This is a genomic window from Rhodococcus sp. NPDC127593 (genome assembly GCF_042671975.1).
Classification (GTDB): Bacteria; Actinomycetota; Actinomycetes; order Mycobacteriales; family Mycobacteriaceae; genus Rhodococcus_F.
In genome coordinates this window covers 148,787-172,206 of the sequence record NZ_JBHXWI010000011.1, presented here as the reverse complement: position 1 = coordinate 172,206, position 23,420 = coordinate 148,787, and the positions used below count along the sequence as shown (strand labels likewise).

General features: G+C 68.5%; 24 protein-coding genes and 1 pseudogene. 17 read left to right on the top strand and 8 right to left on the bottom strand.

Features of this window, described 5'->3' with window-relative positions:
- The first annotated feature begins 76 nt into the window (after nucleotides 1-76).
- The 6 genes and pseudogenes from ACFVJ3_RS12905 (at nucleotide 77) to ACFVJ3_RS12880 (ending at nucleotide 6,174) form a co-directional block, all read left to right on the top strand.
- Nucleotides 77-736 carry a histidine phosphatase family protein gene (locus ACFVJ3_RS12905; protein WP_378452439.1) on the top strand — a complete coding sequence of 220 codons (660 nt, stop codon included), beginning with the start codon at nucleotides 77-79 and terminating at the stop codon, nucleotides 734-736.
- Nucleotides 733-1,332, top strand: coding sequence for a TlpA disulfide reductase family protein (locus tag ACFVJ3_RS12900; RefSeq protein ID WP_378452401.1), 600 nt, complete (start codon nucleotides 733-735; stop codon nucleotides 1,330-1,332). Before ACFVJ3_RS12905 ends, ACFVJ3_RS12900 begins: the two co-directional genes overlap by 4 nt.
- The gene (locus ACFVJ3_RS12895) at nucleotides 1,329-2,159 is read left to right on the top strand and encodes a cytochrome c biogenesis CcdA family protein (RefSeq protein WP_378452400.1); all 831 of its coding nucleotides are present in this window, start codon (nucleotides 1,329-1,331) and stop codon (nucleotides 2,157-2,159) included. The genes ACFVJ3_RS12900 and ACFVJ3_RS12895 overlap by 4 nt, the downstream gene beginning before the upstream one ends.
- On the top strand, nucleotides 2,156-3,820 hold the full coding sequence (locus ACFVJ3_RS12890) for a cytochrome c biogenesis protein ResB (RefSeq protein ID WP_378452399.1): 1,665 nt from the start codon (nucleotides 2,156-2,158) through the stop codon (nucleotides 3,818-3,820). The genes ACFVJ3_RS12895 and ACFVJ3_RS12890 overlap by 4 nt, the downstream gene beginning before the upstream one ends.
- Entirely contained in the window at nucleotides 3,817-4,794 is a 978-nt protein-coding gene (ccsB, locus tag ACFVJ3_RS12885) for a c-type cytochrome biogenesis protein CcsB (protein WP_378452398.1), read from the top strand. The genes ACFVJ3_RS12890 and ccsB overlap by 4 nt, the downstream gene beginning before the upstream one ends.
- 94 nt (nucleotides 4,795-4,888) lie before the next feature.
- Nucleotides 4,889-6,174: pseudogene (locus ACFVJ3_RS12880) on the top strand (MinD/ParA family protein).
- Nucleotides 6,175-6,221: 47 nt separating this feature from the next.
- Here ACFVJ3_RS12880 and ACFVJ3_RS12875 read toward each other — a convergent pair.
- Both ACFVJ3_RS12875 and ACFVJ3_RS12870 read right to left on the bottom strand, forming a co-directional pair.
- On the bottom strand, nucleotides 6,222-6,425 hold the full coding sequence (locus ACFVJ3_RS12875) for a hypothetical protein (RefSeq protein ID WP_005252018.1): 204 nt from the start codon (nucleotides 6,423-6,425) through the stop codon (nucleotides 6,222-6,224).
- A gap of 209 nt (nucleotides 6,426-6,634) precedes the next feature.
- Nucleotides 6,635-6,862 (bottom strand): BldC family transcriptional regulator, encoded by a 228-nt coding sequence (locus ACFVJ3_RS12870; protein ID WP_005252019.1) that lies wholly within the window; start codon nucleotides 6,860-6,862, stop codon nucleotides 6,635-6,637.
- Nucleotides 6,863-7,050: 188 nt separating this feature from the next.
- On the opposite strand from ACFVJ3_RS12870, the gene ACFVJ3_RS12865 reads away from it, so the two are divergent.
- Entirely contained in the window at nucleotides 7,051-7,428 is a 378-nt protein-coding gene (locus ACFVJ3_RS12865) for a DUF4229 domain-containing protein (RefSeq protein WP_378452397.1), read from the top strand.
- Nucleotides 7,425-8,534, top strand: a complete 1,110-nt coding sequence (locus ACFVJ3_RS12860) for a PLP-dependent cysteine synthase family protein (RefSeq protein ID WP_378452396.1) — start codon at nucleotides 7,425-7,427, stop codon at nucleotides 8,532-8,534. Before ACFVJ3_RS12865 ends, ACFVJ3_RS12860 begins: the two co-directional genes overlap by 4 nt.
- Here ACFVJ3_RS12860 and ACFVJ3_RS12855 read toward each other — a convergent pair.
- Nucleotides 8,522-9,058 carry a GNAT family N-acetyltransferase gene (locus ACFVJ3_RS12855; RefSeq protein WP_378452395.1) on the bottom strand — a complete coding sequence of 179 codons (537 nt, stop codon included), beginning with the start codon at nucleotides 9,056-9,058 and terminating at the stop codon, nucleotides 8,522-8,524. The two genes, ACFVJ3_RS12860 and ACFVJ3_RS12855, sit on opposite strands and share 13 nt — an antisense overlap.
- A gap of 127 nt (nucleotides 9,059-9,185) precedes the next feature.
- Between ACFVJ3_RS12855 and ACFVJ3_RS12850 the strand changes: the two genes are divergently transcribed.
- From ACFVJ3_RS12850 to ACFVJ3_RS12835, 4 genes are all read left to right on the top strand, one after another.
- Nucleotides 9,186-9,938, top strand: coding sequence for a lysophospholipid acyltransferase family protein (locus ACFVJ3_RS12850; protein ID WP_378452394.1), 753 nt, complete (start codon nucleotides 9,186-9,188; stop codon nucleotides 9,936-9,938).
- A gap of 64 nt (nucleotides 9,939-10,002) precedes the next feature.
- The gene (locus ACFVJ3_RS12845; protein WP_005258323.1) at nucleotides 10,003-10,218 is read left to right on the top strand and encodes a hypothetical protein; all 216 of its coding nucleotides are present in this window, start codon (nucleotides 10,003-10,005) and stop codon (nucleotides 10,216-10,218) included.
- Between the two features lie 6 nt (nucleotides 10,219-10,224).
- Nucleotides 10,225-10,791 (top strand): Clp protease N-terminal domain-containing protein, encoded by a 567-nt coding sequence (locus tag ACFVJ3_RS12840; protein WP_378452393.1) that lies wholly within the window; start codon nucleotides 10,225-10,227, stop codon nucleotides 10,789-10,791.
- Nucleotides 10,792-10,851: 60 nt separating this feature from the next.
- A complete protein-coding gene (locus ACFVJ3_RS12835; protein ID WP_378452392.1) occupies nucleotides 10,852-11,232 on the top strand; it encodes a phage holin family protein in 381 nt (126 codons plus the stop codon).
- A gap of 13 nt (nucleotides 11,233-11,245) precedes the next feature.
- On the opposite strand, the gene ACFVJ3_RS12830 is transcribed toward ACFVJ3_RS12835, so the two are convergent.
- Nucleotides 11,246-12,115, bottom strand: a complete 870-nt coding sequence (locus tag ACFVJ3_RS12830; RefSeq protein ID WP_378452391.1) for a 1,4-dihydroxy-2-naphthoate polyprenyltransferase — start codon at nucleotides 12,113-12,115, stop codon at nucleotides 11,246-11,248.
- A gap of 76 nt (nucleotides 12,116-12,191) precedes the next feature.
- Between ACFVJ3_RS12830 and ACFVJ3_RS12825 the strand changes: the two genes are divergently transcribed.
- Nucleotides 12,192-15,443, top strand: a complete 3,252-nt coding sequence (locus ACFVJ3_RS12825) for a BTAD domain-containing putative transcriptional regulator (protein WP_378452390.1) — start codon at nucleotides 12,192-12,194, stop codon at nucleotides 15,441-15,443.
- 10 nt (nucleotides 15,444-15,453) lie between these two features.
- On the opposite strand, the gene ACFVJ3_RS12820 is transcribed toward ACFVJ3_RS12825, so the two are convergent.
- Both ACFVJ3_RS12820 and ACFVJ3_RS12815 read right to left on the bottom strand, forming a co-directional pair.
- Nucleotides 15,454-16,197, bottom strand: a complete 744-nt coding sequence (locus tag ACFVJ3_RS12820; protein ID WP_378452389.1) for an IclR family transcriptional regulator — start codon at nucleotides 16,195-16,197, stop codon at nucleotides 15,454-15,456.
- Nucleotides 16,197-17,711, bottom strand: coding sequence for an APC family permease (locus ACFVJ3_RS12815; protein WP_378452388.1), 1,515 nt, complete (start codon nucleotides 17,709-17,711; stop codon nucleotides 16,197-16,199). Before ACFVJ3_RS12815 ends, ACFVJ3_RS12820 begins: the two co-directional genes overlap by 1 nt.
- 226 nt (nucleotides 17,712-17,937) lie before the next feature.
- Here ACFVJ3_RS12815 and ACFVJ3_RS12810 point away from each other — a divergent pair, with 226 nt between their 5' ends.
- Genes ACFVJ3_RS12810 through tatA form a run of 3 tightly spaced genes read left to right on the top strand, consistent with a single transcriptional unit; the run spans nucleotide 17,938 to nucleotide 20,389 of the window.
- Nucleotides 17,938-19,518 (top strand): flavin monoamine oxidase family protein, encoded by a 1,581-nt coding sequence (locus ACFVJ3_RS12810; RefSeq protein ID WP_378452438.1) that lies wholly within the window; start codon nucleotides 17,938-17,940, stop codon nucleotides 19,516-19,518.
- Between the two features lie 29 nt (nucleotides 19,519-19,547).
- On the top strand, nucleotides 19,548-20,222 hold the full coding sequence (locus ACFVJ3_RS12805) for a Rid family hydrolase (RefSeq protein ID WP_072939958.1): 675 nt from the start codon (nucleotides 19,548-19,550) through the stop codon (nucleotides 20,220-20,222).
- The gene (gene tatA, locus ACFVJ3_RS12800; RefSeq protein ID WP_005252050.1) at nucleotides 20,222-20,389 is read left to right on the top strand and encodes a Sec-independent protein translocase subunit TatA; all 168 of its coding nucleotides are present in this window, start codon (nucleotides 20,222-20,224) and stop codon (nucleotides 20,387-20,389) included. Before ACFVJ3_RS12805 ends, tatA begins: the two co-directional genes overlap by 1 nt.
- 53 nt (nucleotides 20,390-20,442) lie before the next feature.
- Here tatA and ACFVJ3_RS12795 read toward each other — a convergent pair whose 3' ends face one another.
- A complete protein-coding gene (locus ACFVJ3_RS12795; RefSeq protein ID WP_378452387.1) occupies nucleotides 20,443-21,273 on the bottom strand; it encodes an ABC transporter permease in 831 nt (276 codons plus the stop codon).
- Nucleotides 21,270-22,256: an ATP-binding cassette domain-containing protein gene (locus ACFVJ3_RS12790; protein ID WP_378452386.1), complete on the bottom strand. Its 987-nt coding sequence runs from the start codon at nucleotides 22,254-22,256 to the stop codon at nucleotides 21,270-21,272. Before ACFVJ3_RS12790 ends, ACFVJ3_RS12795 begins: the two co-directional genes overlap by 4 nt.
- A gap of 237 nt (nucleotides 22,257-22,493) precedes the next feature.
- Between ACFVJ3_RS12790 and ACFVJ3_RS12785 the strand changes: the two genes are divergently transcribed.
- Entirely contained in the window at nucleotides 22,494-23,408 is a 915-nt protein-coding gene (locus ACFVJ3_RS12785; protein WP_378452385.1) for a hypothetical protein, read from the top strand.
- Nucleotides 23,409-23,420: the final 12 nt, after the last annotated feature.

Below are 23,420 nucleotides of genomic sequence, written 5' to 3'. Positions count from 1 at the left end.
GACGTCCCCCCTCGCGGCCGGCACCCCGGCCGCCGACACCCACCCGCCCTCCCGTCCCGACCCGAGGAACCGCAACGTGACCGAAGCCGATCATCCCGACCACACACAGACCCGCACCATCGTGCACGTGCTCCGGCACGGCGAGGTGCACAACCCGCGCGGAATCCTCTACGGCAGGCTCCCCGGGTTCCGGCTGTCGGTGACGGGTGAGGCGCAGGCCCGCGCGGTGGCGTCGGTACTGGCCAAGCACGACATCACGCACGTTGTGTCCTCACCGCTGCAGCGGGCGCAGGAGACGGCGGTTCCGATCGCCGACGCGCACGGCGTCGACATCGCGACCGACGAGAACCTCATCGAGGCGGGCAACGAATTCGAGGGCCTCAAGGTGTCCGTCGGCGACGGCGCGCTGTCCCGTCCCCGGCACTGGTGGAAACTGCGCGACCCGTTCACGCCCTCGTGGGGCGAGCCGTACCTGCAGATCGCGCACCGCATGCTGGCCGCCGTCAACAGCGCCCGCGTCTCTGCGGTGGGCCACGAGGCCGTCGTCGTCAGCCACCAGCTCCCCGTCTGGACCCTCCGCCGGTTCCTGCAGGGGGAGCGGCTGTGGCACGACCCTCGGCACCGTCAGTGCGGTCTCGCGTCGCTGACGTCCCTCGTCTACGAGGGCGACACCCTCATCGACATCGTGTACTCGGAGCCCGCGGGCGCGTCGGATCCGAGGGTGACCGGGGCATGAGTCGGGGGCGCTTCGCCGGGCTTCTCGCGGTGATCTGTACGGCCGCGGTGTCGCTGTCGGCGTGTGCGTCCGGCGACGACGCCGTGGCCCAGGGCGGCACGTTCGACTTCGTGTCGCCGGGCGGGCAGACGGAGATCTTCTACGACCCGCCTGCCGACCGCGGCACCATCGGCACGGTGTCCGGACCCGATCTGATGACCGACGGGAAGACCACCTCGCTCGACGATTTCGAGGGGCAGGTCGTGGTCCTCAACGTGTGGGGGCAGTGGTGCGGCCCGTGCCGGGGTGAGGCGAACGACCTCGAGCAGGTGTACGAGGAGACCAAGGATCAGGGAGTGTCGTTCCTCGGGATCAACGTGCGGGACAACCAGCAGGACAAGGCGCAGGACTTCGTGATCGACAACAAGGTGTCGTACCCGTCGATCTACGACCCCGCCATGCGGACGATGATCGCGCTGGGGCAGAACTACCCCACGAGCGTCATCCCCACCACGATCGTGCTCGACCGGGAACACCGCGTGGCCGCCGTGTTCCTGAAGGAACTGCTCGCCGAGGACCTGAAGCCGGTGGTCGAACGGGTGGCGCAGGAATCGTGAGCACTAGCACTACCCTTCTCGCCGGCGGCGTCGGCGACGCCTTCCAGTCCACCGCGGCATCCGGGCCGCTGCTGCTCGCGCTCGGCGCGTGCGTCCTCGCCGGCCTGGTGTCGTTCGCGTCACCGTGCGTCGTGCCCCTCGTTCCCGGATACCTGTCCTACCTCGCGGGTGTGGTCGGCGCCGACTCCCCGGCCGTCACCGCGGAGGAGGCGGCCACCCGCACGAAGACGGTCGCCGACGGACGGCTGCGGGTCGCGGGCGCCGCAGCCCTGTTCGTCGCCGGTTTCACCGTGGTGTTCGTGCTGGCCACCGCGTCCGTGTTCGGCGCCATCTCGGCGCTCGCGATCAACCGCGACATCCTGATGCGGGTCGGCGGGGTGGTCACCATCGCCATGGGCCTGGTGTTCATCGGCCTGATCCCGGCCCTGCAGCGCGACACGAGGCTCGAGCCGCGCCGCATCTCCAGCCTGGCCGGGGCCCCGCTGCTCGGTGCCGTGTTCGCGCTGGGCTGGACCCCGTGCCTCGGCCCCACCCTGGCGGGTGTCATCTCCCTGGCCGCAGGCACCGACGGTGCCACTGCCGCCCGCGGAGTGGCCCTCATCGTCGCGTACTGCCTCGGCCTCGGGTTGCCGTTCGTGATCCTGGCGCTCGGCTCGTCCCGCGCGCTGCGCGGTGTCGGCTGGCTGCGCCGCAACGCGCGCGCGATTCAAATCTTCGGCGGAATCATGCTGGTGGCCGTGGGCATCGCCCTCGTCACCGGCGCGTGGGACCAGTTCGTCGGCTGGGTTCGCGACGCCTTTATCTCGGAAGTGACCCTCCCTATATGAGCGACACCCAGACTCCCGAGGCCCCGGAAGCCGCACCCGTGCCCCGTCAATCGCTCCCGGGCCGCGCGTTCGCGGTCGTCCGCAACACCTGGCGTGGCCTCACATCCATGCGCACTGCGCTGGTGCTGCTGTTCCTGCTGGCCCTCGCGGCCATCCCCGGCGCCCTGCTCCCGCAGCGCAGCCTCAACGCGGGCAAGGTCGACGAGTACATCTCGAACCGGCCGACCCTCGGTCCGTGGATGGACAAACTCGAGCTGTTCGACGTGTTCGGCAGCTTCTGGTTCACCGCGATCTACGTCCTGCTCTTCATCTCCCTCGTCGGCTGCATCCTGCCGCGCTGCGTCGACCACGCCAAGGCGCTGCGCACCCGTCCGGTGCCTGCCCCGCGGAATCTCGCGCGACTGCCGCACCACCACGAGGACCGGGTCGACGAGACACCGGAGGAACTCGCCACCCGCATCCGCACTCACCTGAAGGGGTGGCGGGTCGAGACCCGAGAGGGCGGGGAACGCGCCGCACACGACGGCGAGATCACCATCTCCGCGGAGAAGGGCTACTTCCGCGAGCTCGGCAACCTCGTCTTCCACCTGTCGCTCGTGGCGTTGCTCGTCGCGATTGCCGTCGGCAAGCTGTTCGGCTACGAGGGCAACGTCATCGTGGTCGCCAACAACGGTCCCGGCTTCTGCACCACGTCGCCCGCGGTCTTCGATTCCTTCAAGGCCGGCAACACGCAGGACGGCACCGGTATGACGCCGCTGTGCGTCAAGGTCAAGGACTTCGCGGCCGACTACCTCGACAGCGGTCAGGCCGAGATGTTCACGTCCAACATCGCCTACCAGGCCGGCGACGACCTCGAGACGAACACGTGGCGGGACGGCCAGTTGCAGGTCAACCACCCGCTCCGCGTCGAGGGTGACCGCGTCTATCTGCAGGGGCACGGGTACGCGCCGACGTTCACCGTCACGTTCCCGAACGGGGAAACCCGCACCGAGACGCTGCAGTGGCGGCCGGCCGACGCGACGACGTTCCTCAGCAGCGGTGCGATGCGGTTCGACCCGCCCGGCGGCATGTACACCGACACCGACGAGCGCCGGAAGAACCAGATCGCGATCGAGGGACTGTTCGCCCCGACCGCGCTGTTCCACGGCAATCTGCTGGCGTCGAGCTACCCGGCGATGAACGACCCGGCCGTCGCCATCGACATCTACAAGGGCGACACCGGTCTCGATACGGGCAACCCGCAGTCGCTGTTCTCGCTGAACACCGAATTGATCAACCAGGGCCGGCTCGTGAAGCAGGACCGGGTGAATCTGAAACCGGGGGAGAGTTCGACGCTGGCCGACGGCACCCAGGTGCGGTTCGACGGTGCCGTGGACTTCGTGAACCTGCAGGTGTCGCACGACCCGGCGCAGCAGTGGGTGCTGGTGTCGGCGCTGACGATGATGGCCGGACTGCTCGTCTCGCTGCTGGTCAAGCGCCGCCGCGTGTGGGCCCGCATCTACCCCGCGGACGCTTCCGATCTTGACCCACGACGTACTGTAGTAGAGCTTGGTGGACTCGCCCGGACCGATCAGGCCGGCTGGGGCGACGAGTTCGGCCGACTCTGCACCCGTCTGCTCACGGACGACACGAAGCCTGACGCGCAGGAGAGCCAACGATGACGACCAACGAGACACTGGCGCAGTACAGCGACTGGGCCTTCCGATCAGCCTTCACCGTGCTGGTGCTGGCACTCGTGCTGCTCATCGTGCAGTACGCGTCCACCCGGGCGCAGGCCGTGCAGGATCGGGAACTCGTGTCGGCAGGCTCCGGCGCTCGCCCGGCCGAAGCGCCCTCGGTTCCCGGCCGACTGGTCGAGCAGCCGAAGAAGCCCATGTCCGAGCGCTTCGGCGGCATGGGCGCGGCCGTGCTCGTCGTCGGCACGGTGCTGATCTTCGCGTCGATCGTGCTGCGCGGATTCGCCACCGAGCGATTCCCGCTCGGCAACATGTACGAGTTCGTGACCATGGCCTGCGCGGCCGCACTCGTTGTCGGTCTCGCTCTCCTGTCGAAGCCGGCGTACCGGTCGATGTGGGTGTTCCTGCTCGTCCCCGTCCTGATCCTGATGTTCCTCGCCGCCACCGTGCTGTACGCGGACGCGGCGCCCGTGGTGCCCGCGCTGCGGTCGTACTGGCTGCCCATCCACGTCACCATCGTGAGCGTCGGTTCCGGCGTGTTCCTGGTGTCGGGCATCGCGAGCCTGCTGTTCCTGCTGCGCATGCGGTACCCGCGCGGCGAGGAGGGAACGGGCGTGTTCGCGCGGATAGCGGAGCGACTGCCCGACGCGCAGACTCTGGACCGGCTGGCGTACAAGACCACCATCATCGGGTTCCCGCTGTTCGGCGCGGGAGTCATCCTCGGCGCCATCTGGGCCGAGGCCGCCTGGGGCCGATTCTGGGGCTGGGACCCCAAGGAGACGGTGTCGTTCATCGCCTGGGTGATCTACGCCGCCTACCTCCACGCCCGCGCGACGTCGGGATGGCGCGACACCAAGGCCGCATGGATCAACGTGGCGGGCTTCGTCGCGATGCTGTTCAACCTGTTCATCATCAACATGGTGGTGTCGGGATTGCACTCGTACGCGGGCCTCAACTGACGGTAGTCACCGACTGATATCCTTCCGCCGCGACGTCTCCGACCGGTGTGATCCGGTGGGGACGATGGAGACTTCACGAGGGGGATGTTCAGCCATGTCCGAAAACAACGCCGGCATGTGGGAGCCGGTACGGCCTGCATCGAATCCGCCCGGGGACGACCACGCATCGGCCGCCGCATGGAACGCCGCGCGGCAGGCCCCGTACGTTCAGCCGCAGGGTCCCAACCCGTTCGCGCAGCCCGGTGTCCAGGCCCCCTCCGCCGCACCCGCCCCGCAGCAGGCCCCCGCCCCGCAGCAGGCTTCCGGGCAGGGAACGTTCACGCCGCCGCAGCAGGCGCCGCCCGTGCAGCACGCACCCCAGCCGCAACCCGGCGCGTTCGCGCCCAGCAACCCGCCGGTCGCCCGCACGACACGACTGCCGATCAGCAGTACGCGGTGTCGGCGCGCGACCTGTCGACGTCGCTGCTCCTCAAGCAGGTCAAGCCGGCCCCCACCACGGGGTGGCGCAAGGCGCTGTACCAACTGTCCGGCCGCTACGTCAACGTCGGCAACAGCCCGAAAGAACAGCGTCGGATCGAGCTGACCAAGCAGGTCAACCATCCGCTGCAGGGTTGCTACAAGATCGCGCTGCTGAGCCTCAAAGGCGGTGTGGGCAAGACCACCACCACCGCGACCCTCGGCTCCACGTTCGCGTCGCTGCGCGGCGACCGCGTCATCGCCGTCGACGCCAACCCCGACCGGGGCACGCTCAGTCAGAAGATTCCCCTCGAGACCCCGGCCACGGTGCGCAACCTGCTGCGCGACGAGCAGAGCATCGAAAAATACAGCGACGTCCGCAGTTACACGTCGCAAAGCAGGCACCGGCTCGAGGTGCTCGCGTCCGACAGCGACCCGGCGGTCTCGGAGGCGTTCAGCGCGGACGACTACTCGCGGACCGTCACGATGCTCGAGAAGTTCTACAGCATCGTCCTCACCGACTGCGGCACCGGACTGATGCATTCCGCCATGCAGACCATCCTCGAAGAGGCCGACGCGCTCGTGGTGGTCAGCTCGGGCTCCGTCGACGGTGCCCGCAGCGCCTCCGCGACACTCGACTGGCTCGACGCCCACGGATACCGCGAACTGGTGTCCCGGTCGGTGGCCGTCGTCAACGCGGTGCGCCCGCGGTCGGGCAAGGTGGACCTGCCGAAGGTCGTCGAGCATTTCGAGCAGCGGTGCCGGCTGGTTCGGCTGATTCCGTTCGATCCGCACCTCGAAGAGGGCGCCGAGATCGAACTCGAGCGGCTGCGTCCCAAGACGCGCAACGCTCTTCTCGAACTGGCCGCCGCGGTGGCGTCGGACTTCCCGGCGTCCAGTTTCGCGCTACAGGATCGTCGCTGAGGCAACGACAGCGAGGGTGCCGGATCGACCGGCACCCCGGCTTCGGCTCACCCGGCGGGATCCGCCGGACCGGCGTCGGGTTCGTCGGACTTCTTCCGACGGGTCTCCCGATCGACCTTCCACAGGAAATCCGGATCGTCGTCGGGTCCCTGCACCCGGTTGCTGAGCACGGGCCTCGTGTTCGGACCGAACGCCTTCCAGAGCAGGACCGCCACTGTCACGAGCCCGATGAGTGCCAACAGATAGATCACCGCGCACCTCCTTACACCGCTCGAGGGTAGCCGGTATCCCTGAGCGTAGCCGCGTCGGCGGCAGAGGGCACCCACCCGGCCGCAAGGCGTCCGGGCAGTGCGGTCGCGGTCAGAGCCCTACGGTCGGCCCGCCTCCGAATCTACGGTCGGCCCGCCTCCGAATCTACGGTCGGCCCGCCTCCGAATCTACGGTCGGCCCGCCTCCGAATCTACGGTCGGCCCGCCTCCGTCGTCAGGGAGCGGAGCAACTGCATGACCTCGGCCTCGCGGAAGCGGCGATGCCCGCCGGGGGTGCGCAGCGATCCGAGCCGGCCCGCGTGCGCCCATCGCGTCACGGTCTTCGGGTCGACATGGAACAGGGCAGCCACCTGGCCCGGGGTCATGAGGGCTTCGTTGGATCCGCTGAATCCGGGTCCGTTGTAGGTGGGTGCGCTCATCGACGGTCCTCCACTGCTTTCGACTGGTCTGTGCTGAAGCCGGCCGCTGTTGCGACTGATCTCGGGTCATCGTGGCATCTGGCACCCCGGGTACTCGAACGATCTAATGTTGGTAAAGGGGAGGTAATAGACAAATCGGATAAGTCGGACGTGTGAGGAGCGGCCTCGGCGATGGGTAACCTGGGAGCGTGAGTGAGTCATCCGAGAAGCCAGAAGACCAGGTCGAGCGCCCCGGTGCAGCCGATTCGAGCGCACCGGCCAAGCAGGGCGGGCGGGTGACCAAGGGGCAGCTGGCGCGCGACGTCGCGATCTATTCGATCGCCCGGCTGCTGCTGGTCGTCGTGATCGGCGCCATCATCCTCGGGGTGGCCGCACTCGTCGGAGTCGCCGTGCCGCTGCTCGTCGCGGCCATCTTCGCGGTCCTCATCGCACTCCCGCTGTCGCTGCTGCTGTTCGCGAAACTCCGCCGGCGGGTCAACGAGGGGATCGCCGCGTTCGACGCGCAGCGTCGCGCCGACCAGGCCGATCTGCGTGCCAGGCTCCGCGGTGAGGGCACGTCCCGGTGACGGACGGCGATTGCGTCGTCATCGACCGGAGTTTTCCGCGTGACTGGGTGGACAACGCCGTCCGCCTCATCGACGCCGACGCGCAGCGCAGCGCGGACACGCATCTGCTGCGCTACCCGCTGCCCGTCGAATGGGGTGTGCAGCTCTATCTGAAGGACGAGTCGACCCACATCACGGGCAGCCTCAAACATCGGCTGGCCCGGTCGCTGTTCCTTTACGCGATCTGCAACGGATGGGTCACCGAGGGGACGACGGTGATCGAGGCGTCCTCGGGATCCACGGCCGTCAGCGAGGCGTACTTCGCGAAGATGCTCGGCCTCGACTTCGTCGCAGTCATGCCGCGCAGCACGAGCGGCGCGAAGATTGCCCTCATCGAGGCGCAGGGCGGTCGCTGCCACTTCATCGACCGGCCGCCGGAGATCTACAGCGAGGCCCGGCGGCTCGCCGCGGAGACGAACGGTCACTTCATGGACCAGTTCACGCACGCGGAGCGGGCCACCGACTGGCGGGGCAACAACAACATCGCCGAGTCGATCTACCACCAGATGATTCGTGAAGAACACCCCGTGCCGGAGTGGCTCGTCATGAGCGCCGGCACCGGCGGCACCAGCGCGACGCTGGGCCGGTACATCCGCTACCGCAGGCACGCGACCCGTCTGCTCGTGGTGGATCCGGAGAACTCGGCGTTCTTCGGCGGCTACGACACCAACTCCTGCGACTTCGCGACAGGGATGCCCTCGCGCATCGAGGGCATCGGCAGGCCGCGGGTGGAGCCGTCGTTCGTCGGGCAGGTCATCGACCGGATGATGCGGGTGCCCGACGCCGCGTCCATCGCGACGGCTCGGCACGCCAGTTCGGTGCTGGGTCGCCGGGTCGGCGGCTCCACGGGCACGAACCTGTGGGGTGCGTTCACGGTCGTCGCGGAGATGCTCGCGGCCGGACGGTCCGGCAGTGTGGTCACGATCCTGTGCGACGGCGGCGAACGCTACGCGGACACCTACTTCGACGACGACTGGGTGGCCGGGGAGGGCATCGACCTCACGGGTTCGGCGGCGGTGCTCGATCGCTTCGCGGCGACCGGGGAGTGGCCCGTTCAGCCCGGCTGAGGCGCGGTACGCACCGGCGCCGTCACCGGGCGGGACATCGTGACCCGCGGCCACGCGGCGAGGCCGTGCCGGGCCTCGTCGGCGCGGATGCGGGACAGGCCCGGGGTCAGGGCGTCTTCCAGTAGCGGGCGGAAACCCAGCCGCTCGTAGTAGGGGGCGTTCCACGGGACGTCGACGAACGTGGTGAGGGTGAGGGCGGGCAGTCCGCGGACGGCCGCCCACGACGAGATCTCGTCGAGGAGCAGGGCGCCGAGCCCCTGGCGGGCGTGGCCGGGGTGGACCGACACCTGCTCGATGTGCGCGCCCCCGTCGACCATGGCGACGAGCGCATAGGCGACCGGGGCATCGTCTGGGTCGACCGCGACCCAAATGCACTCCAGCTGGAGGTATTCGGTCAGCTCGTCGAGTGTGAACGGGGGATCGTCGGCTACGGCGTCCATTCCGATGTCACGGAACGGCGCACCCGCCGCGATTTCGATGTCTTGCAGAGCGGGCAGGTCGGTGGAAATGGCCGTGCGGATCACAGGTCTTTTGTACCCGAAATCGTGCTGTTCGCACAGTCTCCCTGCACTTTCCCAAAACTTACTCCACCGTAGGCTACGCAACCGTAGGTTGGTAGCCTGGCGTTAGGACGACGGAGCGGGGACGAGCATGGAGAAGCCCGAGGTAACTCTCGAGAACTACGAAGCGGTGTACGCGTACTACCGCGACCATCAGCAGAATCGGGTGCTCGCCAAGCTGGCGTACGCGTCGCTGTATGCCAAGTACCGGCCGCGGGTCGTGTACGCGGACGACGCGAAGGCGCAGCTGGCCGGGCTGGTGAAGTCCGGCAGGGTGTTGATCGTCGCCGCCAATCACATCACCCACAGCGATCAGTACACGCTTGCGGCCACGGCCTGGAAGACGCCGCTGCGCCGCGCGATCGGACGCACCCGGGTGCTCGCGAAGGACGAACTGTTCGTCGACCCCGACCTGCACAAGAAGGTCGACATGATGGGCGGTATCCCGGTGTTCCGCAGCAAGAACTACGGTCTCCGGGCGGTCGCCGACGCGGGCCGGCTCATGATGGACATCTCCGCCGAACGCCTGTGCCGCGGTGACAACCTGGCGATCTTCCCCGAGGGCACGTGCAACGAGGACGACCCGACCCGTCTGCAGCACATCAACAGCGGCGTCGGTCACATCGCGAAACGTGCGGCAGATCGCGGAGTCTCACCCGTGCTGCTGTCCATCGGCATCAGTTACGGACCGGACGCCGACGGGCCCGATACCGAGAACGTGAAGTCGGCCAGCGTCTTCGTCGGAGAGCCGTTGTTCGACCTCCCGGCGAAACCGATGGATATCGCCCACGTCGTGCAGAAGGATCTGCAGATCGCCGTCGACGGGGCGGTGGCGGCGTACTGACGGCCGCTCCGAGATTTGTCAAGAAGGGTTGACACCTGGGTCGGTGTCAACCTAAATTGACAACATGACCGAAGCAACCACGCTCGCCGCAGCAGCGGGCAGCCCCGACCCCGCCGAGGGGTTGCGGGCCGTGCGTGCGCTGCGGCGTCTCCTCGAACGGCTCGAGGCCATCCAGGTCGCCAACGCCCGCGCGCAGGGCTGGTCCTGGCAGGCGATCGCCGACTCCCTCGAGGTGAGCAGGCAGGCCGTCCATCAGAAGCACAATCGGAGAGGGAGGTAACGGCGGATGTTCGAACGATTCTCGACGGACGCTCGGGCTGTGGTGATCGGCGCGCAACAGGAAGCGCGCGCACTGAAGTCGCCACAGATCGGGCCCGAACACCTCGTGCTCGCGCTGCTGTCCGTGCAAACCGAACCCGTCCACGGCATCCTCGCCGACGCCGGTATCGAGGAGGAGAAGTCGCGATCGACCGTCGCGACGCACGGCACGGCCTTGAGCGACGCCGACGCGGAAGCGCTCGAATCGATCGGGATCGACCTCGACGCGGTGCGCCAGAGCCTCGAGCAGAACTTCGGCAAGGGCGTCCTCGATCCCGAGGAGCCGTCGGAGAAGCGCGGCTGGTTCGGCCGGAAGTCGGGGCACATCGGGTTCACCCGCGACGCCAAGAAGGCAATCGAACTGTCACTGCGGGAGGCGCTGGCGCGCAAGGACGATCACATCGGCGCCGAGCACATCTTCCTCGGAGTGCTGCGGGTGGCCGACGGCACGACGCGGGAGATCCTCGAGGTCCAGGTCGGTGTCGGCGAACTCCGCCGTCGCGTACACGCGGCCCTCGACGACCGCGCCGCCTGACCCTGCGGGTCCCGGGTTATCCGGTTCCCGTTTGTCCGAACGATGTGCCAGCATGCACCCATGACCTTCTTGGTACGCCTCGTCATCAACGCGTTCGCGATCTGGCTGGCGGCAGCTTGGGTGTCGGGCATCGACATCTCCAGTTCGGGCAACGGAACCGGATGGGACATCGTGGTGCTGCTCGGCATCGCGCTGGTGTTCACCGTCGTCAACATCTTCGTCAAACCACTGGTGAAGCTGCTGTCGCTGCCGTTGCTGATCCTGACGCTCGGCCTGTTCACCCTGGTGATCAATGCCCTGATGCTGCTGCTCACCGCATGGCTGAGCTCCCAGACCGATTACGGCCTGACCGTCGACGGCTTCTGGACCGCACTGTGGGGAGGCCTGATCATCTCGATCGTCAACTTCCTCCTCGGCATCCTTCTCCCGGACGGCGACTGACGCGGCGGGCCGCTCAGGCGGCCGACAGGGCCACGGCGGTGGCGGCGCCCCAGATCAGCATCGCCAGCCCCGAATCCCGAAGCGCGGGAATCAGTGCGAGGCCCAGGCCGCCGGAGCGGACCGGCGCGTTCGCCCGGACCGCGAGAGGTAGCGCGAGCAGTCCGACGAGCGCCCAGGGGGTGCGCAGCACCAGGACGAGAGTCACCACGAACGGGACCGTCAGCGTGACGAGATGCAGAATGCGGGTCCGCGAGTCGCCGAGCCGGACGGCGAGCGTGCGCTTGCCGGATTCGGTGTCGGTGGGAATGTCCCGCAGATTGTTGGCGACGAGAACCGCGCTCGAGAACGAACCGACGGCGATCGCGGACACGAGACCGGCCCAATCCACCGTCTCGGCCTGCACGTACTGGGTGCCCAGCACGGCGACGAGACCGAAGAACACGAAGACGGCGACCTCGCCGAAGCCGCTGTAGCCGTACGGCTTCTTGCCGCCCGTGTAGAACCAGGCGCCCACGATGCACAGGGCGCCGATCAGTACGAGCCACCAGGCGGTGGTCGCGGCGAGGACCAGGCCGGCCACCGCGGCGACGCCGAAGCAGGCGATGGCCGCAGCCTTCACCGCCGACGGTGTCACCAGCTTCGACCCGACGAGCCGTAGCGGCCCCACCCGCTCGTCGTCGGTGCCGCGGATCCCGTCCGAGTAGTCGTTGGCGAAATTGACGCCCACGATCAACGCGAGAGAGACCACCAGTGCCAGCACTGCCTTCCACCAGACCGCGCCGCCGAGCGACGCCGCGGCGCCGGTGCCAACGAGCACCGGGGCGATCGCGTTCGGGAGGGTGCGCGGACGAGCGCCTTCGATCCATTGAGCAGCCGTTGCCATGTACCGATCTTTGCACCGAGCGAGAAGACGCCCGCACCCACGCCGTGCAATACCATCGAACGCGGTGGACCAGCACATGAGCGTGGACGAGAGGGTGGCACCGGCAAGCACACCGATTCAGGTCGCCTTGTTGGGTGAGGTATCGACGTGGCGATCGGGCGTGCTCGCACCGCTGCCGGGCACCCGCGCGCGCAGCCTGCTGGTTGCTCTCGCCCGCGATCCCGGCCGGAGCCGGTCGGCGCAGGCGCTCATCGACGAGGTGTGGGGCGAGGATCCACCGCGGTCCCCGATGAATGCGCTGCACACGCAGGTCTCCCGTCTGCGCGCGGCGTTGCCGGACGGGGCGCTGGAGATCGGCCCGGCCGGTTACCGGCTGGCGGTACCCAGGGACGCCGTCGATCTGACGCGCGCGGAGGACGTGGCACGCCGGCTGAGGGGCCGGGGGAACGGACGCAGCGTCGGGCCGGACGAGATCCGCGACGCCCTCGCGTTGTGGCGGGGAGACCCGGGCGCCGACCTTCCCGGCGGTGCCACCGCAACGGAACTCGCCGCCGACGCCGCCGTGATCCGGAGGCAGCTCGAGGCCGCGGAACTGGCGGCGCTGGTTGCGGTCGAAGACTGGGACGGCGTCCTCCCGAAGGCGCTGGGCCACGTCGCCGCCGAACCTCTGGACGAGCAGGCGCACGCGCACCTGATGCGGGCGCTCGCCGGGCTCGGGCGGGACAACGAGGCGCTGGACGTGTTCGCGACCTTCCGCAAGCGGATGGTGTCCCGGCTGGGGGCCGATCCGTCGCCGGCGCTCGTCGCCCTGCACACCGAGATCCTGCGCGGCGGACGTCCCGATGAGGTGGCGGCTCCGCACCTCGCGTCGCCGGATCGGACGGCGATCGGGCTCCGCGCGGCACCCAATGCCCTCCTGGGGCGCGACTCGGACATCGCGGAGATCGAGAGGTTGCTCACGTCCTCGCGGGTGGTGACCATCCTCGGGCCCGGCGGTGCCGGCAAGACGCGACTCGCGCACGAACTGGGTGCGCGGGCCGCCGTGGGGACGTCCGTGGCTCTGGTGGAACTCGCGTCGCTGCGCAGCAGCGAGGACGTCGTGGCGGCGATCAGCAGCACGCTCGGGCTCAGCGAGGTCGACATCGCGCCGGGCCGGCTCACCGTCAGCCGCGTCCATTCGGCGCGGGAGCGGCTTCGGGAAGCGTTGTCGGCGGGGCCGATGCTCCTGATCCTCGACAACTGTGAGCACGTCATCGGCGCCTGCTCCGAGGTCGTGGCCGACCTGGTGGCGGCGGGCGACCAGCTGACCGTCCTCGCCACCAGCCGGTCACCCCTCATGCTCGCGTCCGAGACCGTGTACCCGCTGCCGCCGCTCGCGATCGACGACGACGAGGCGCCGGCCGTGCAACTGTTCACGGCGCGCGCCCGCGCCGTGCGGCCCACGGCGCGCCTCGACCCGGAGACCGTGCGCAGTGTCTGCCGCACCCTCGACGGTCTCCCGCTCGCGATCGAACTGGCCGCCGCGCGGGTACGCAGCATGAGTGTCGAGGACATCGGCCGACGGCTCGAGCACCGGTTCGCGCTGCTGCGGTCGCACGACCCGACGTCGCCCGCGCGGCACCGCACCCTGCACGCCGTCATCGACTGGAGCTGGCAGCTGCTGGGCGAGCAACAGCAGATCGCGCTGCGCAGACTCTGCCGGTTCCCGGCGGGGTTCACCCTCGACGCCGCCCGGACGATCGCGGAGTGGGACGGCGTCGACGACGTCGTGGACGCCGTCGAGGGCCTCGTGAATCAATCCCTGCTGTCCGTGTCGGAGACATCGGACACGCTGCGCTACTACATGCTCGAGACGGTGCGCGAATACGGTGAGGAACAGCTCGCGGCGGTCGGCGAGGAATCGGAAGTTTTTGCCCGCCAAGGGGTTTGGGTAAGTCAGTTCGCGTCCGAGGCGCTCCGCCGGTGCCGCACCGACCAGGTCGCGCTCGCGGACGACATCGACGCCGATCACGACAACCTGCTCGCGGTCCTCAGGTGGGCGGTCGAGCGCGACGACGCCGAGACGGTGGCGACCGTGTTCCCGGTGCTGGGCGGCCTGTGGGCCATTCGGGGCGCGCACTCGGAGGTGATGAACTGGACGCCGCGCATTCTCGGGTCGACGGCGGACGCGGACCTGGCGGACGTCGGTTCGGAATTGGTGGCGTACACGTTCCTGCTCGCGGCGATGCACCTGGTGTTCGGCGGCCAGACGCGCACGCTCGCCCGCACCCGGATCCGGCTGCGTCACCTGCTCCGGGAGCGCCCCGACGTTCCATCGATCACCGGGTTCGCGGTGCGGCTCATCCTGTCGCTGGGTTCGGGACGGCGCCTGGCCAGGATCGTCGCGGAAGGCGTGCGCTCCGACGATCCGGAGACCCGCGCGGCCGCGATGTCCGCGCGGGCAAGCATGCGTGAGAACCTCGGCGACTTCCGCGGCGCGATGAAGGATGCCGCGACCGTGTCCGAACTGTGCGGGGCGATCGGTGACGTGTGGGGCACAGCGATGGCGTCGCAGTTCCTCGGTTCACTGCACAGCCAGTCCGGCGAGTACCGGGACGCGGTGCGGCACTATCAGGACGCTGTCGAGGGCATGCGGAAGCTGGGTGCGCAGGAGGAGGCGGATCAGCTGTGGGGCTTCCAGGCCTCTGCGCTGATCGCCGACGGTGACGTGGAGGCCGGCCGGAAAGTGCTGGCCGAGACGGTACTCGAGCATCGCGGTGCGGGCACGGGGACGGACGACCACCGGCCGGACGAATGGCGGGCCGCCGCCACCGGCAGTCTCGCGGAAATCGATCTCGCGGACGGCGACGTCGAACGCGGGCTAGCCCTCTATCGTGAGGCGCTGGACATGGTGTATCCCCGGATGCTGTCCGAGCCGTTCGCCGATCCGTTCGGAATGATGCTGGCGGCGTCGGTGGTGTGCGCTCACGTGCTGCACGGCCGGTCCGAGATGATGGTGGAGTTCGTGCCGAAGCTCGCGGAGGCAGCGCTGTCCAGGTTGGGACAGGGTGCCTACCAGGATCTGCCGGTCACCGGAGCCGTCGCGGCCGGTGTCGGTTGCTTCGAGCTCGCTGCCGGTGATCCGGATCGGGGCCTCGCCTTGCTGGCGTTGTCGGTCCGGGCCCGTGCCCGGCAGGACATCGCCTCGCTGCGACACCCCCGGCACCTCGCGTTCGCACTCGAGCGGGTGGGCGCGGACCGTTGGGAGTCGGCGCAGAAGCGGTTCGGCAACTGGTCGCGTCGCGCGGTGCGCGCCGAAATCCTGGACCTGCTCGCCAGTTCGAAATGAGTGCCCGGCCTCAGGCGGGGACCCGGCCGCTCACCCGGGCCGCGCACGAGCGCAGGAGGTCGGTGAGTTCCGGATCGTCGACGGCCAGGCGTCCGGTCTTGCCGATCGCCGCGAGGCAACCGACCACCGTGTTCTGCGCGTCGTGCACCGGGACGGCGACGGCGCTGCGGCCCACCCGCACCTCGTCGACCTCTCGGGCCGAACCCGTGTGACGGACGGTGTCGAGTTCGCCCTGCAGCGCGCCGATGTCGATGATGGTCCGCGACGTGACCCGGCGCAGACTCGGCGGCACCAGGTCCGGACGGGACGCGAGGAGGATCTTGCCGATGGCGGACGCGTGCAGGTGCGTGGCGATCGTTTTCTCGCCGCTGAGTTCGTGGTCGGGGTCCCGGTCGATCAGTCTCACCCGGCCGCCCGCGAACGACGTCAGATGGACCCCGAAACGCACCTGCTCCCGCAGCTCTTCGAGTACAGCGTGGTGGTCGACCGGGTCCGGCGCCGCATCCGCCCCCGCGAGCTGCCTGGTCCTGCGGCCCAGCGCGAACCCGGACAGATCGGCGATCCGCACCAGATAGCCGTCGGCGGTCAGGAGATTGAGCAGCCGGTACGCCGTGGCCTGGGGGATCCCCGCGTGTGCGGCGATGTCTCGCGCGGTCGCCCCGGACCCGAGCTGAGCTACGGCCTCGAGCAAAGCGAGTGCCTTCTGCACGGCGCGTGGTTCGTGGCCCGCGATCTCCCCGGCTCGGGCGCCCATCACCGGGACCCGGGGGTACGTCCAGCCGCCGTCAACGCGAGGTTTCCGGCGGCGTCCGTGGCGAACACCCCGGCTCCCGGCAGCACATCGTCCGTTTCCGCGGTGTCGAACACACCCATCGACCGCACAGTCGCCGGGTGGCGCCATCGCAGGTACAGCTGCCACACCGAACCCGACAGCAACAGGGTCAGCACCACGGTGGGGACCATCGAAAAGCCGTGGGCCACGTTCACGAACAGCATGTAGGCCAGGACGATTCCGCCGGCGGCGCTGCCCGCGACTCCCGCTGCCAGGACGAGAGGGGTGTGCTCCCCGATCCGGTTGAGGAACCGCACCGACGCCACGGCCACCAGGACGTACGCCGCGACCACCGCAGTCCTGGCGATCAGCTGCACGTGACCGAATCCGGTCGATTTCCCGACGATGCCGAACGTTGCGGCACCGGCGCACACGGCGCACACGATGACGGCCAGCGCCGCGTACGGAGTGCGATAGCTGCGGTGTACCCGGGCGAACAGACGCGGGACGACCCGTTCGATCCCCATCGAATACAGCAGCCGCGACGCGGCATTCGACGACGCCATCGCCGACGCCAGCCACGACGTGCCCAACCCGAGGTTCAGGGCGATCACCACGGCCGGGTCGACCCCGGTGCCGGTGCCGTGCAGATAAGCGTTGACCAGGGTGTCCGTGCGACCGGACCAGGCGGCCCACGCCGAGAAGATGAACAGGCCGCCGCAGATCATCGGCGTGAGCATCACGGTGCGGGTGACGGTGGCGAGCGGGCGCTTGGCCTCCGGACCGAAGAACGTGGCGCTCTCGAAGCCGGCCAGGGCGAACACCGCGGCCAGCGTCATGAGCAGCGGCCCGTACGCGGACTCGGACGGCGGCACCGCGGCGTGCTGGCCGCCCGCGCCGGTCACGATCATCAGACCGACGATGAACAGCAACGAGCACGATTCGACGGCGAGGATGGCGAGGGCCGCGAACCGCACCCCCCGGACCAGGCAGCCGAGGATCACGATCGCGATCCCGGCATAGACGAGGAGACGCTCGGCGGGGTCACGCAATTCCAGACCGAAGAAGCCGAGCATCGCGATCACGGCCTGGCCACCGTGGTACAGCGTCATCACCGCACTGCCCACGTACTTGGTGAGCATGGCGACCCCGGCGGTCAGCGCGGCTCGCGTGCCGAGGCCCTGGAACACGAAACTGTAGAGGCCGCCCGCGGCCGCCATGCGGCGCGTGAACTGCGAGACACACACCGCGATCAGGGAGACCACCACCGTCGCGACGACGATCGTGATCAGACCGCTCAGCAGCATCTGGTGGGTGAACATGGTGACGGGCAGGACCACCATCGACACCGCCGGAGCCGTCGTGGCCACCGACTGCGCGAGAACCTCGAAGCCGGACAACTGCCGCCGGCCCAGCGCGCGCAACGGCGACAGGGCCTGACGTTCGGGCTCGCGGGTGGCGAACGAACGCGCGATCGCGTCGGAAAGGGCTGACATGCGCGTGAAACTAGCCGGGTCGTGTTGCCGAAAAGTTTCGGTTTCGGGTCGAACTCCGACTCGGGAGTGAGAACGGCACGCGCCCGTTCTCGCTCGCCGGCCTCAGACTGTTTCGCCGCCGACAACTGCCCGACTCGCCTCCCTCCCAGGATGAATCCGGACAAGTTACCCGGGTCGCCGGGCGCAAGAATGGGAGCGCGAATTGGCATTCACACGTAGATCTTTCATGAAGGGCCTCGGGGCCACCGGGGGCGCGGGCCTCGCGTACGGGGCGATGTCGACGCTCGGGCTCGCACCGTCGACCGCCGCGCCCGCCCGCGCCTTCCAGCCGCTCGCGGCCGGCGATCTGATCGGGAAGGTGAAGGGCAATCACTCCGTGGTGGTGCTCGGCGGCGGCCCGGCCGGTCTGTGTTCGGCGTTCGAACTGCAGAAGGCCGGATACACGGTGACGGTCCTCGAGGCGCGCACCCGGCCCGGTGGCCGGGTCTGGACCGCCCGGGGCGGCACCGAGGAGACGGACCTGGGCGGCGAGACGCAGAAGTGCACGTTCTCGGAGGGCCACTTCTACAACGTCGGCGCCACCCGCATCCCGCAGAGCCACATCACGCTCGACTACTGCCGCGAACTCGGCGTCGAGATCCAGGGCTTCGGGAACCAGAACGCCAACACGTTCGTGAACTACGAGAGCGACACGTCGCTGTCGGGGCAGTCCGTCACCTACCGGGCCGCGAAGGCCGACACGTTCGGCTACATGTCGGAGCTGTTGAAGAAGGCCACCGATCAGGGCGCCCTGGACCAGGTGCTGAGCCGGGAGGACAAGGACGCGCTGTCGGAGTTCCTCAGTGACTTCGGTGACCTGTCGGACGACGGCCGCTACCTCGGATCCTCGCGTCGCGGTTACGATTCCGAGCCCGGAGCCGGCCTGAACTTCGGCACCGAGAAGAAGCCGTTCGCGATGCAGGAAGTGATCCGCAGCGGCATCGGCCGCAACTTCAGCTTCGACTTCGGCTACGACCAGGCGATGATGATGTTCTCTCCGGTCGGCGGCATGGACCGGATCTACTACGCGTTCCAGGACAGGATCGGCACCGACAACATCGTCTTCGGAGCCGAGGTCACGTCGATGAAGAACGTGTCCGAAGGCGTCACCGTCGAATACACCGCCGGCGGCTCGAAGAAGTCGATCACCGCCGACTACGCGATCTGCACGATCCCGCCGCACCTCGTCGGACGACTCCAGAACAATCTGCCCGCCGACGTGCTCACCGCGCTGAAGGCGGCCAAGCCGTCGTCGTCCGGGAAGCTCGGCATCGAGTACTCGCGCCGGTGGTGGGAGACGGAGGACCGCATCTACGGCGGCGCATCCAACACCGACAAGGACATCTCGCAGATCATGTTCCCGTACGACCACTACAACTCCGACCGGGGCGTGGTCGTCGCCTACTACAGCAGCGGCAAGCGGCAGGAGGCGTTCGAGTCCCTCACGCACCGCCAGCGGCTCGCCAAGGCGATCGCGGAGGGCTCGGAGATCCACGGCGACAAGTACACCCGCGACATCTCGTCGTCGTTCTCGGGCAGCTGGCGGCGCACCAAATATTCCGAGAGCGCCTGGGCCAACTGGGCGGGCAGTGGCGGCTCGCACGGCGGGGCGGCCACTCCCGAGTACGAGAAGCTGCTCGAACCCGTCGACAAGATCTACTTCGCCGGCGACCACCTGTCCAACGCCATCGCCTGGCAGCACGGCGCCCTGACGTCCGCCCGCGACGTCGTCACCCACATCCACGAGCGCGTGGCCCAGGAAGCCTGACCTTCCCCTCGAACAAGGAGTTGTGCACTGTGAAGTCTTTTCGTACCAAGGCCGTCACCGCGGCGCTTGCCGCATCCGCTCTGATCGCCGGGGCGACGTCGTGCTCCTCCGAGGAGGCTGCAGCGGAAGCGCCCGGCAGCACCTTCGTCTCCAAGTCCGTTCTCGAAGCCGGCGAGGCGAATCCGATGATCGCGCAGGGTGTGGCCATCGGTGGCGGCACCGCCGTCTACAAGTCGAGCGGCATCGGCCCGGGCGCGTCCAACAAGGCCGCACCCGAGGGAACCCCCGAGTCGTACATCGACACCGACGTATTCTCGGGCGGCGCACTCCCGGCCGGAGTCACGATCACCGAAGCGCAGGGCATCAACGCGCTGAAGCGGATTCGCGACAATCTCGAGGCGCAGGGCCTCACGCTCGAGGACGTCGTGACCATGCGGGTGTTCCTCGACAACGCCCCCGGCACAGACCGCGCCGACTACGCCGGCTGGAACCGCGCCTACCGGCAGTTCTTCGCGAACACCAACCTCGACACCGGTGACACCGAACTGGTCCCGCTCGGCACCGCGGAACCGGCCGCCCCGATGGAACGGAACTCCGCGCGTCCCAGCCGGTTCGCGCTCGAGGTCGCGAGCCTGCCTGCGGCGGGCTGGCTCGTCGAGGTCGAGGTGGACGCCGTGTACCCCGACGGTGAGGAGCCCCAGTAGTGGGGGCGCTGAGCCCGAGCCACTGGGCGATCATCGCGGTGGTGCTCGTGGTGCTGTTCGGGTCGAAGAAGCTTCCGGACGCCGCCCGCGGCCTGGGACGGTCGATGCGGATCCTCAAGACCGAGGTGGGGGAGTTGCAGGCGGACGCCCCCGAACTGGAGAAATAGGCGAAGCGAGCCGGTGGACCCCGCGTCCACCGGCTCGCTTCGTTCTTCGGGTGTCAGGCCTTACGCATGTAGGTCCGGACCGTCAGTGGAGCCATGATCGCGACGATCACGGCGGCGCCGAGCAGCGCCCACACGACGTGGACACCGAAGTGGCCGTCGTTGACGAGTTCACGCACCGCGGTCACGACGTGCGACACGGGGTTGACGTTGACGAACGCCTGCATCCAGCCCGGCATCGTGTCGGCGGGCACGAATGCGTTGGACATGAACGTCAGCGGAAACAGGATGAGCATCGAAATGCCCTGCACCGACGACGCTTTGCTCATCAGGACGCCCATCAGGGCGAAGATCCAGCTGATCGAGAAGGCGCAGACGATGACGAGCGCGCCTGCCGACACGACCCCGACGACACCGCCGCCGGGCCGGTAACCCATCGCGATACCGACGGCGAACGTGATGGTCGTGGCGATGCCGTACCGCACGACGTCGGCGAGGAGCGCACCGGACAGCGGCGCGATGCGGGCGATCGGCAGGGACTTGAAGCGGTCGAAGACGCCCTTGTCCATGTCTTCCCGCAGTTGGGTCCCCGTCACTATCGACGTGGTGATCACCGTCTGGACCAGGATGCCCGGGATGATGATCGGCAGATACGACGCCACGTCGCCGGAGATGGCGCCACCGAAGATGTACGTGAACATCAACGTGAAGATGATCGGCTGGACGACGACGTCGAACAGTTGTTCCGGGTTGTGCTTGATCTTGAGCAGTCCCCGGTACGCCATGGTCAGCGTGTTGGCGACGGACTGCTCGAGGCTGATTCGGTTCCGGGCCTCCGGAATCGGTCGGGGGCCCGCGGAAGTGCGGGATTCGAGGGTGGTGGTCATGCGACGCTCCGTTCGGTGTCGGCCTCAGTGGCGTCTGCGCCGTGGCCGGTGATGGTGAGGAAGACCTCGTCGAGACTCGGCTTCTGGACGGTGATCTCGTCGACGGCGATCCCGTGGTCGCGCAGTCGGATCAGGAGGTCCACGGTGAGCGACGGATCGGTCATCGGCGCGGTGAGGCGGCCGATCTCCGGCGTGATCGCCACGTCCACACCGAGGGTGTGTGCGATCACCGAACGCGCGTCGTCGGTCTGTCCGCGGTCGGCCAGGGTCAACTGCAGCGAGGAGATGCCCACGGACGCCTTCAGCTCGTCGGCCGTGCCGTCCGCGATCACCTTTCCGTGGTCGATGACGGCGATCCGGTCGGCCAGCTGATCCGCTTCGTCGAGGTACTGCGTGGTGAGCAGCACCGTCGACCCTTCCGCGACCAGCCTGCGGATGGTGTCCCACATCTGGGCGCGCGTCCGAGGGTCCAGACCCGTCGTCGGCTCGTCGAGGAACAACAGCGGGGGATGGGCAATCAGGCTGGCCGCCAGGTCCAGACGTCGGCGCATGCCGCCCGAGAAGTTCTTCAGCGGCTTCGTCGCCGCCTCGATGAGGTCGAACTCCTCGAGCAGTTCCGCGCACTTGCGGCGGGCATCACCCCGGCTGAGCCCGAGCAGCCGGGCGAAGATCACCAGATTCTCGACCGCCGACAGGTCCTCGTCGACGGACGCGTACTGGCCCGTGACACCGACCAGCGAGCGCACCGCGTTCGGTTCGCGCACCACGTCGTGGCCGAAGACGCGAGCCTCGCCGCCGTCCGGACGCAACAGCGTCGCAAGCATTCGCACCGTGGTGGTCTTGCCGGCGCCGTTCGGGCCGAGCACTCCGTACACCGACCCGGTCGGAACGGACAGGCTCACGCCGTCGACGGCGCGCTGACGGCCGAAGAGCTTCACGAGCCCGTCGGCCTCGATGGCTGGGGGAGTTGCAGTGAGGTTCATGCCGTAGACGATGCAGCCCACCCCTTGCAGCGGGCTTGCACGCCTCTTGCACGGCCTTGCGGACGCCGTTGTCCTGCGGATTCACAGACATTGGCCGGAATCGGGGGCAATTGCGTCGGAATCTGACGAATCGGTGTGCGGATGTGGTTTTCCACAACCAGTCGGTTATCCACAGGTGGACTGTTTTCCCCGGTCGGAGAGGGCGGCCGGCGTCGAGCAGGGTGCAGGATGCTCGATATGAGAGCAGAGGACCTGATCTTTCGCCGCCATGCATTGGCCGACGGAATCACCGACCCGGACCTGCGTCGCGCGAGGACGTCGGGACAACTGGTCGCCGTGGCTGCGGGTGCCTACCTCCACTGCGACAGCGCGGCATCACTGGATGCGGTTGAGATGCACCGAGCCCGGGTCGCTGCGGCCGTCGTGGCGCACGGGGGTGAGGTCGTGGTCAGCCACGCGTCCGCCGCCGTCCTTCACGGACTCGATGTCGGTGCGGTGAACCTCGATCGGGTGCACCTGAGCCGGGAGCGTCGATCGGGCGGCCGACGGACCGCGACACTGCACTTTCACATCGCTCCACTCGACCGTGACGATGTGACGGAGATCGACGGCGTGGCAGTGACCTCGCTCGCCCGGACCGTGGTGGACGTGGCGCGATCGGAATCGTTGGACCAGGCCGTCGTGATCGGCGATTGCGCGTTGCATCGAGGCGGTCTGTCGATCGGCGACGTCCAGGCTGTGGTGGAGCGTCACGGGCGTCGCAAAGGCATCGGTGCCGCGCGCCGCGCAGTGGCTCTGTTGGACGGAGGCAGTGAGAGTCCTGGTGAGTCGCTCAGTCGAATCAGGATGCGCGAGTGTGGGATGCCGGAGCCCGAGCTGCAACACGAAGTGCGCACCGACGTAGGTGCGTTCGTCGGCCGCGTCGACTTCTTCTGGGAGCGCTGGGGAGTTGTCGGCGAGTTCGACGGGACGGGCAAGTACAGATTCGGCTCCGGGCAATCGGCCGACATCGTGGCGAAGGAGAAGTTGCGGGAGGATGCGATACGCGACACGGGCCTCGAGGTGATCCGGTGGGTGTGGGCGGACCTCGGGCGGTTCGACGCCGTGAAGGCGCGATTCGAGCGCGCGTGTGCCCGCTCGCGGCGCCGGTGACCCATTCCCGCC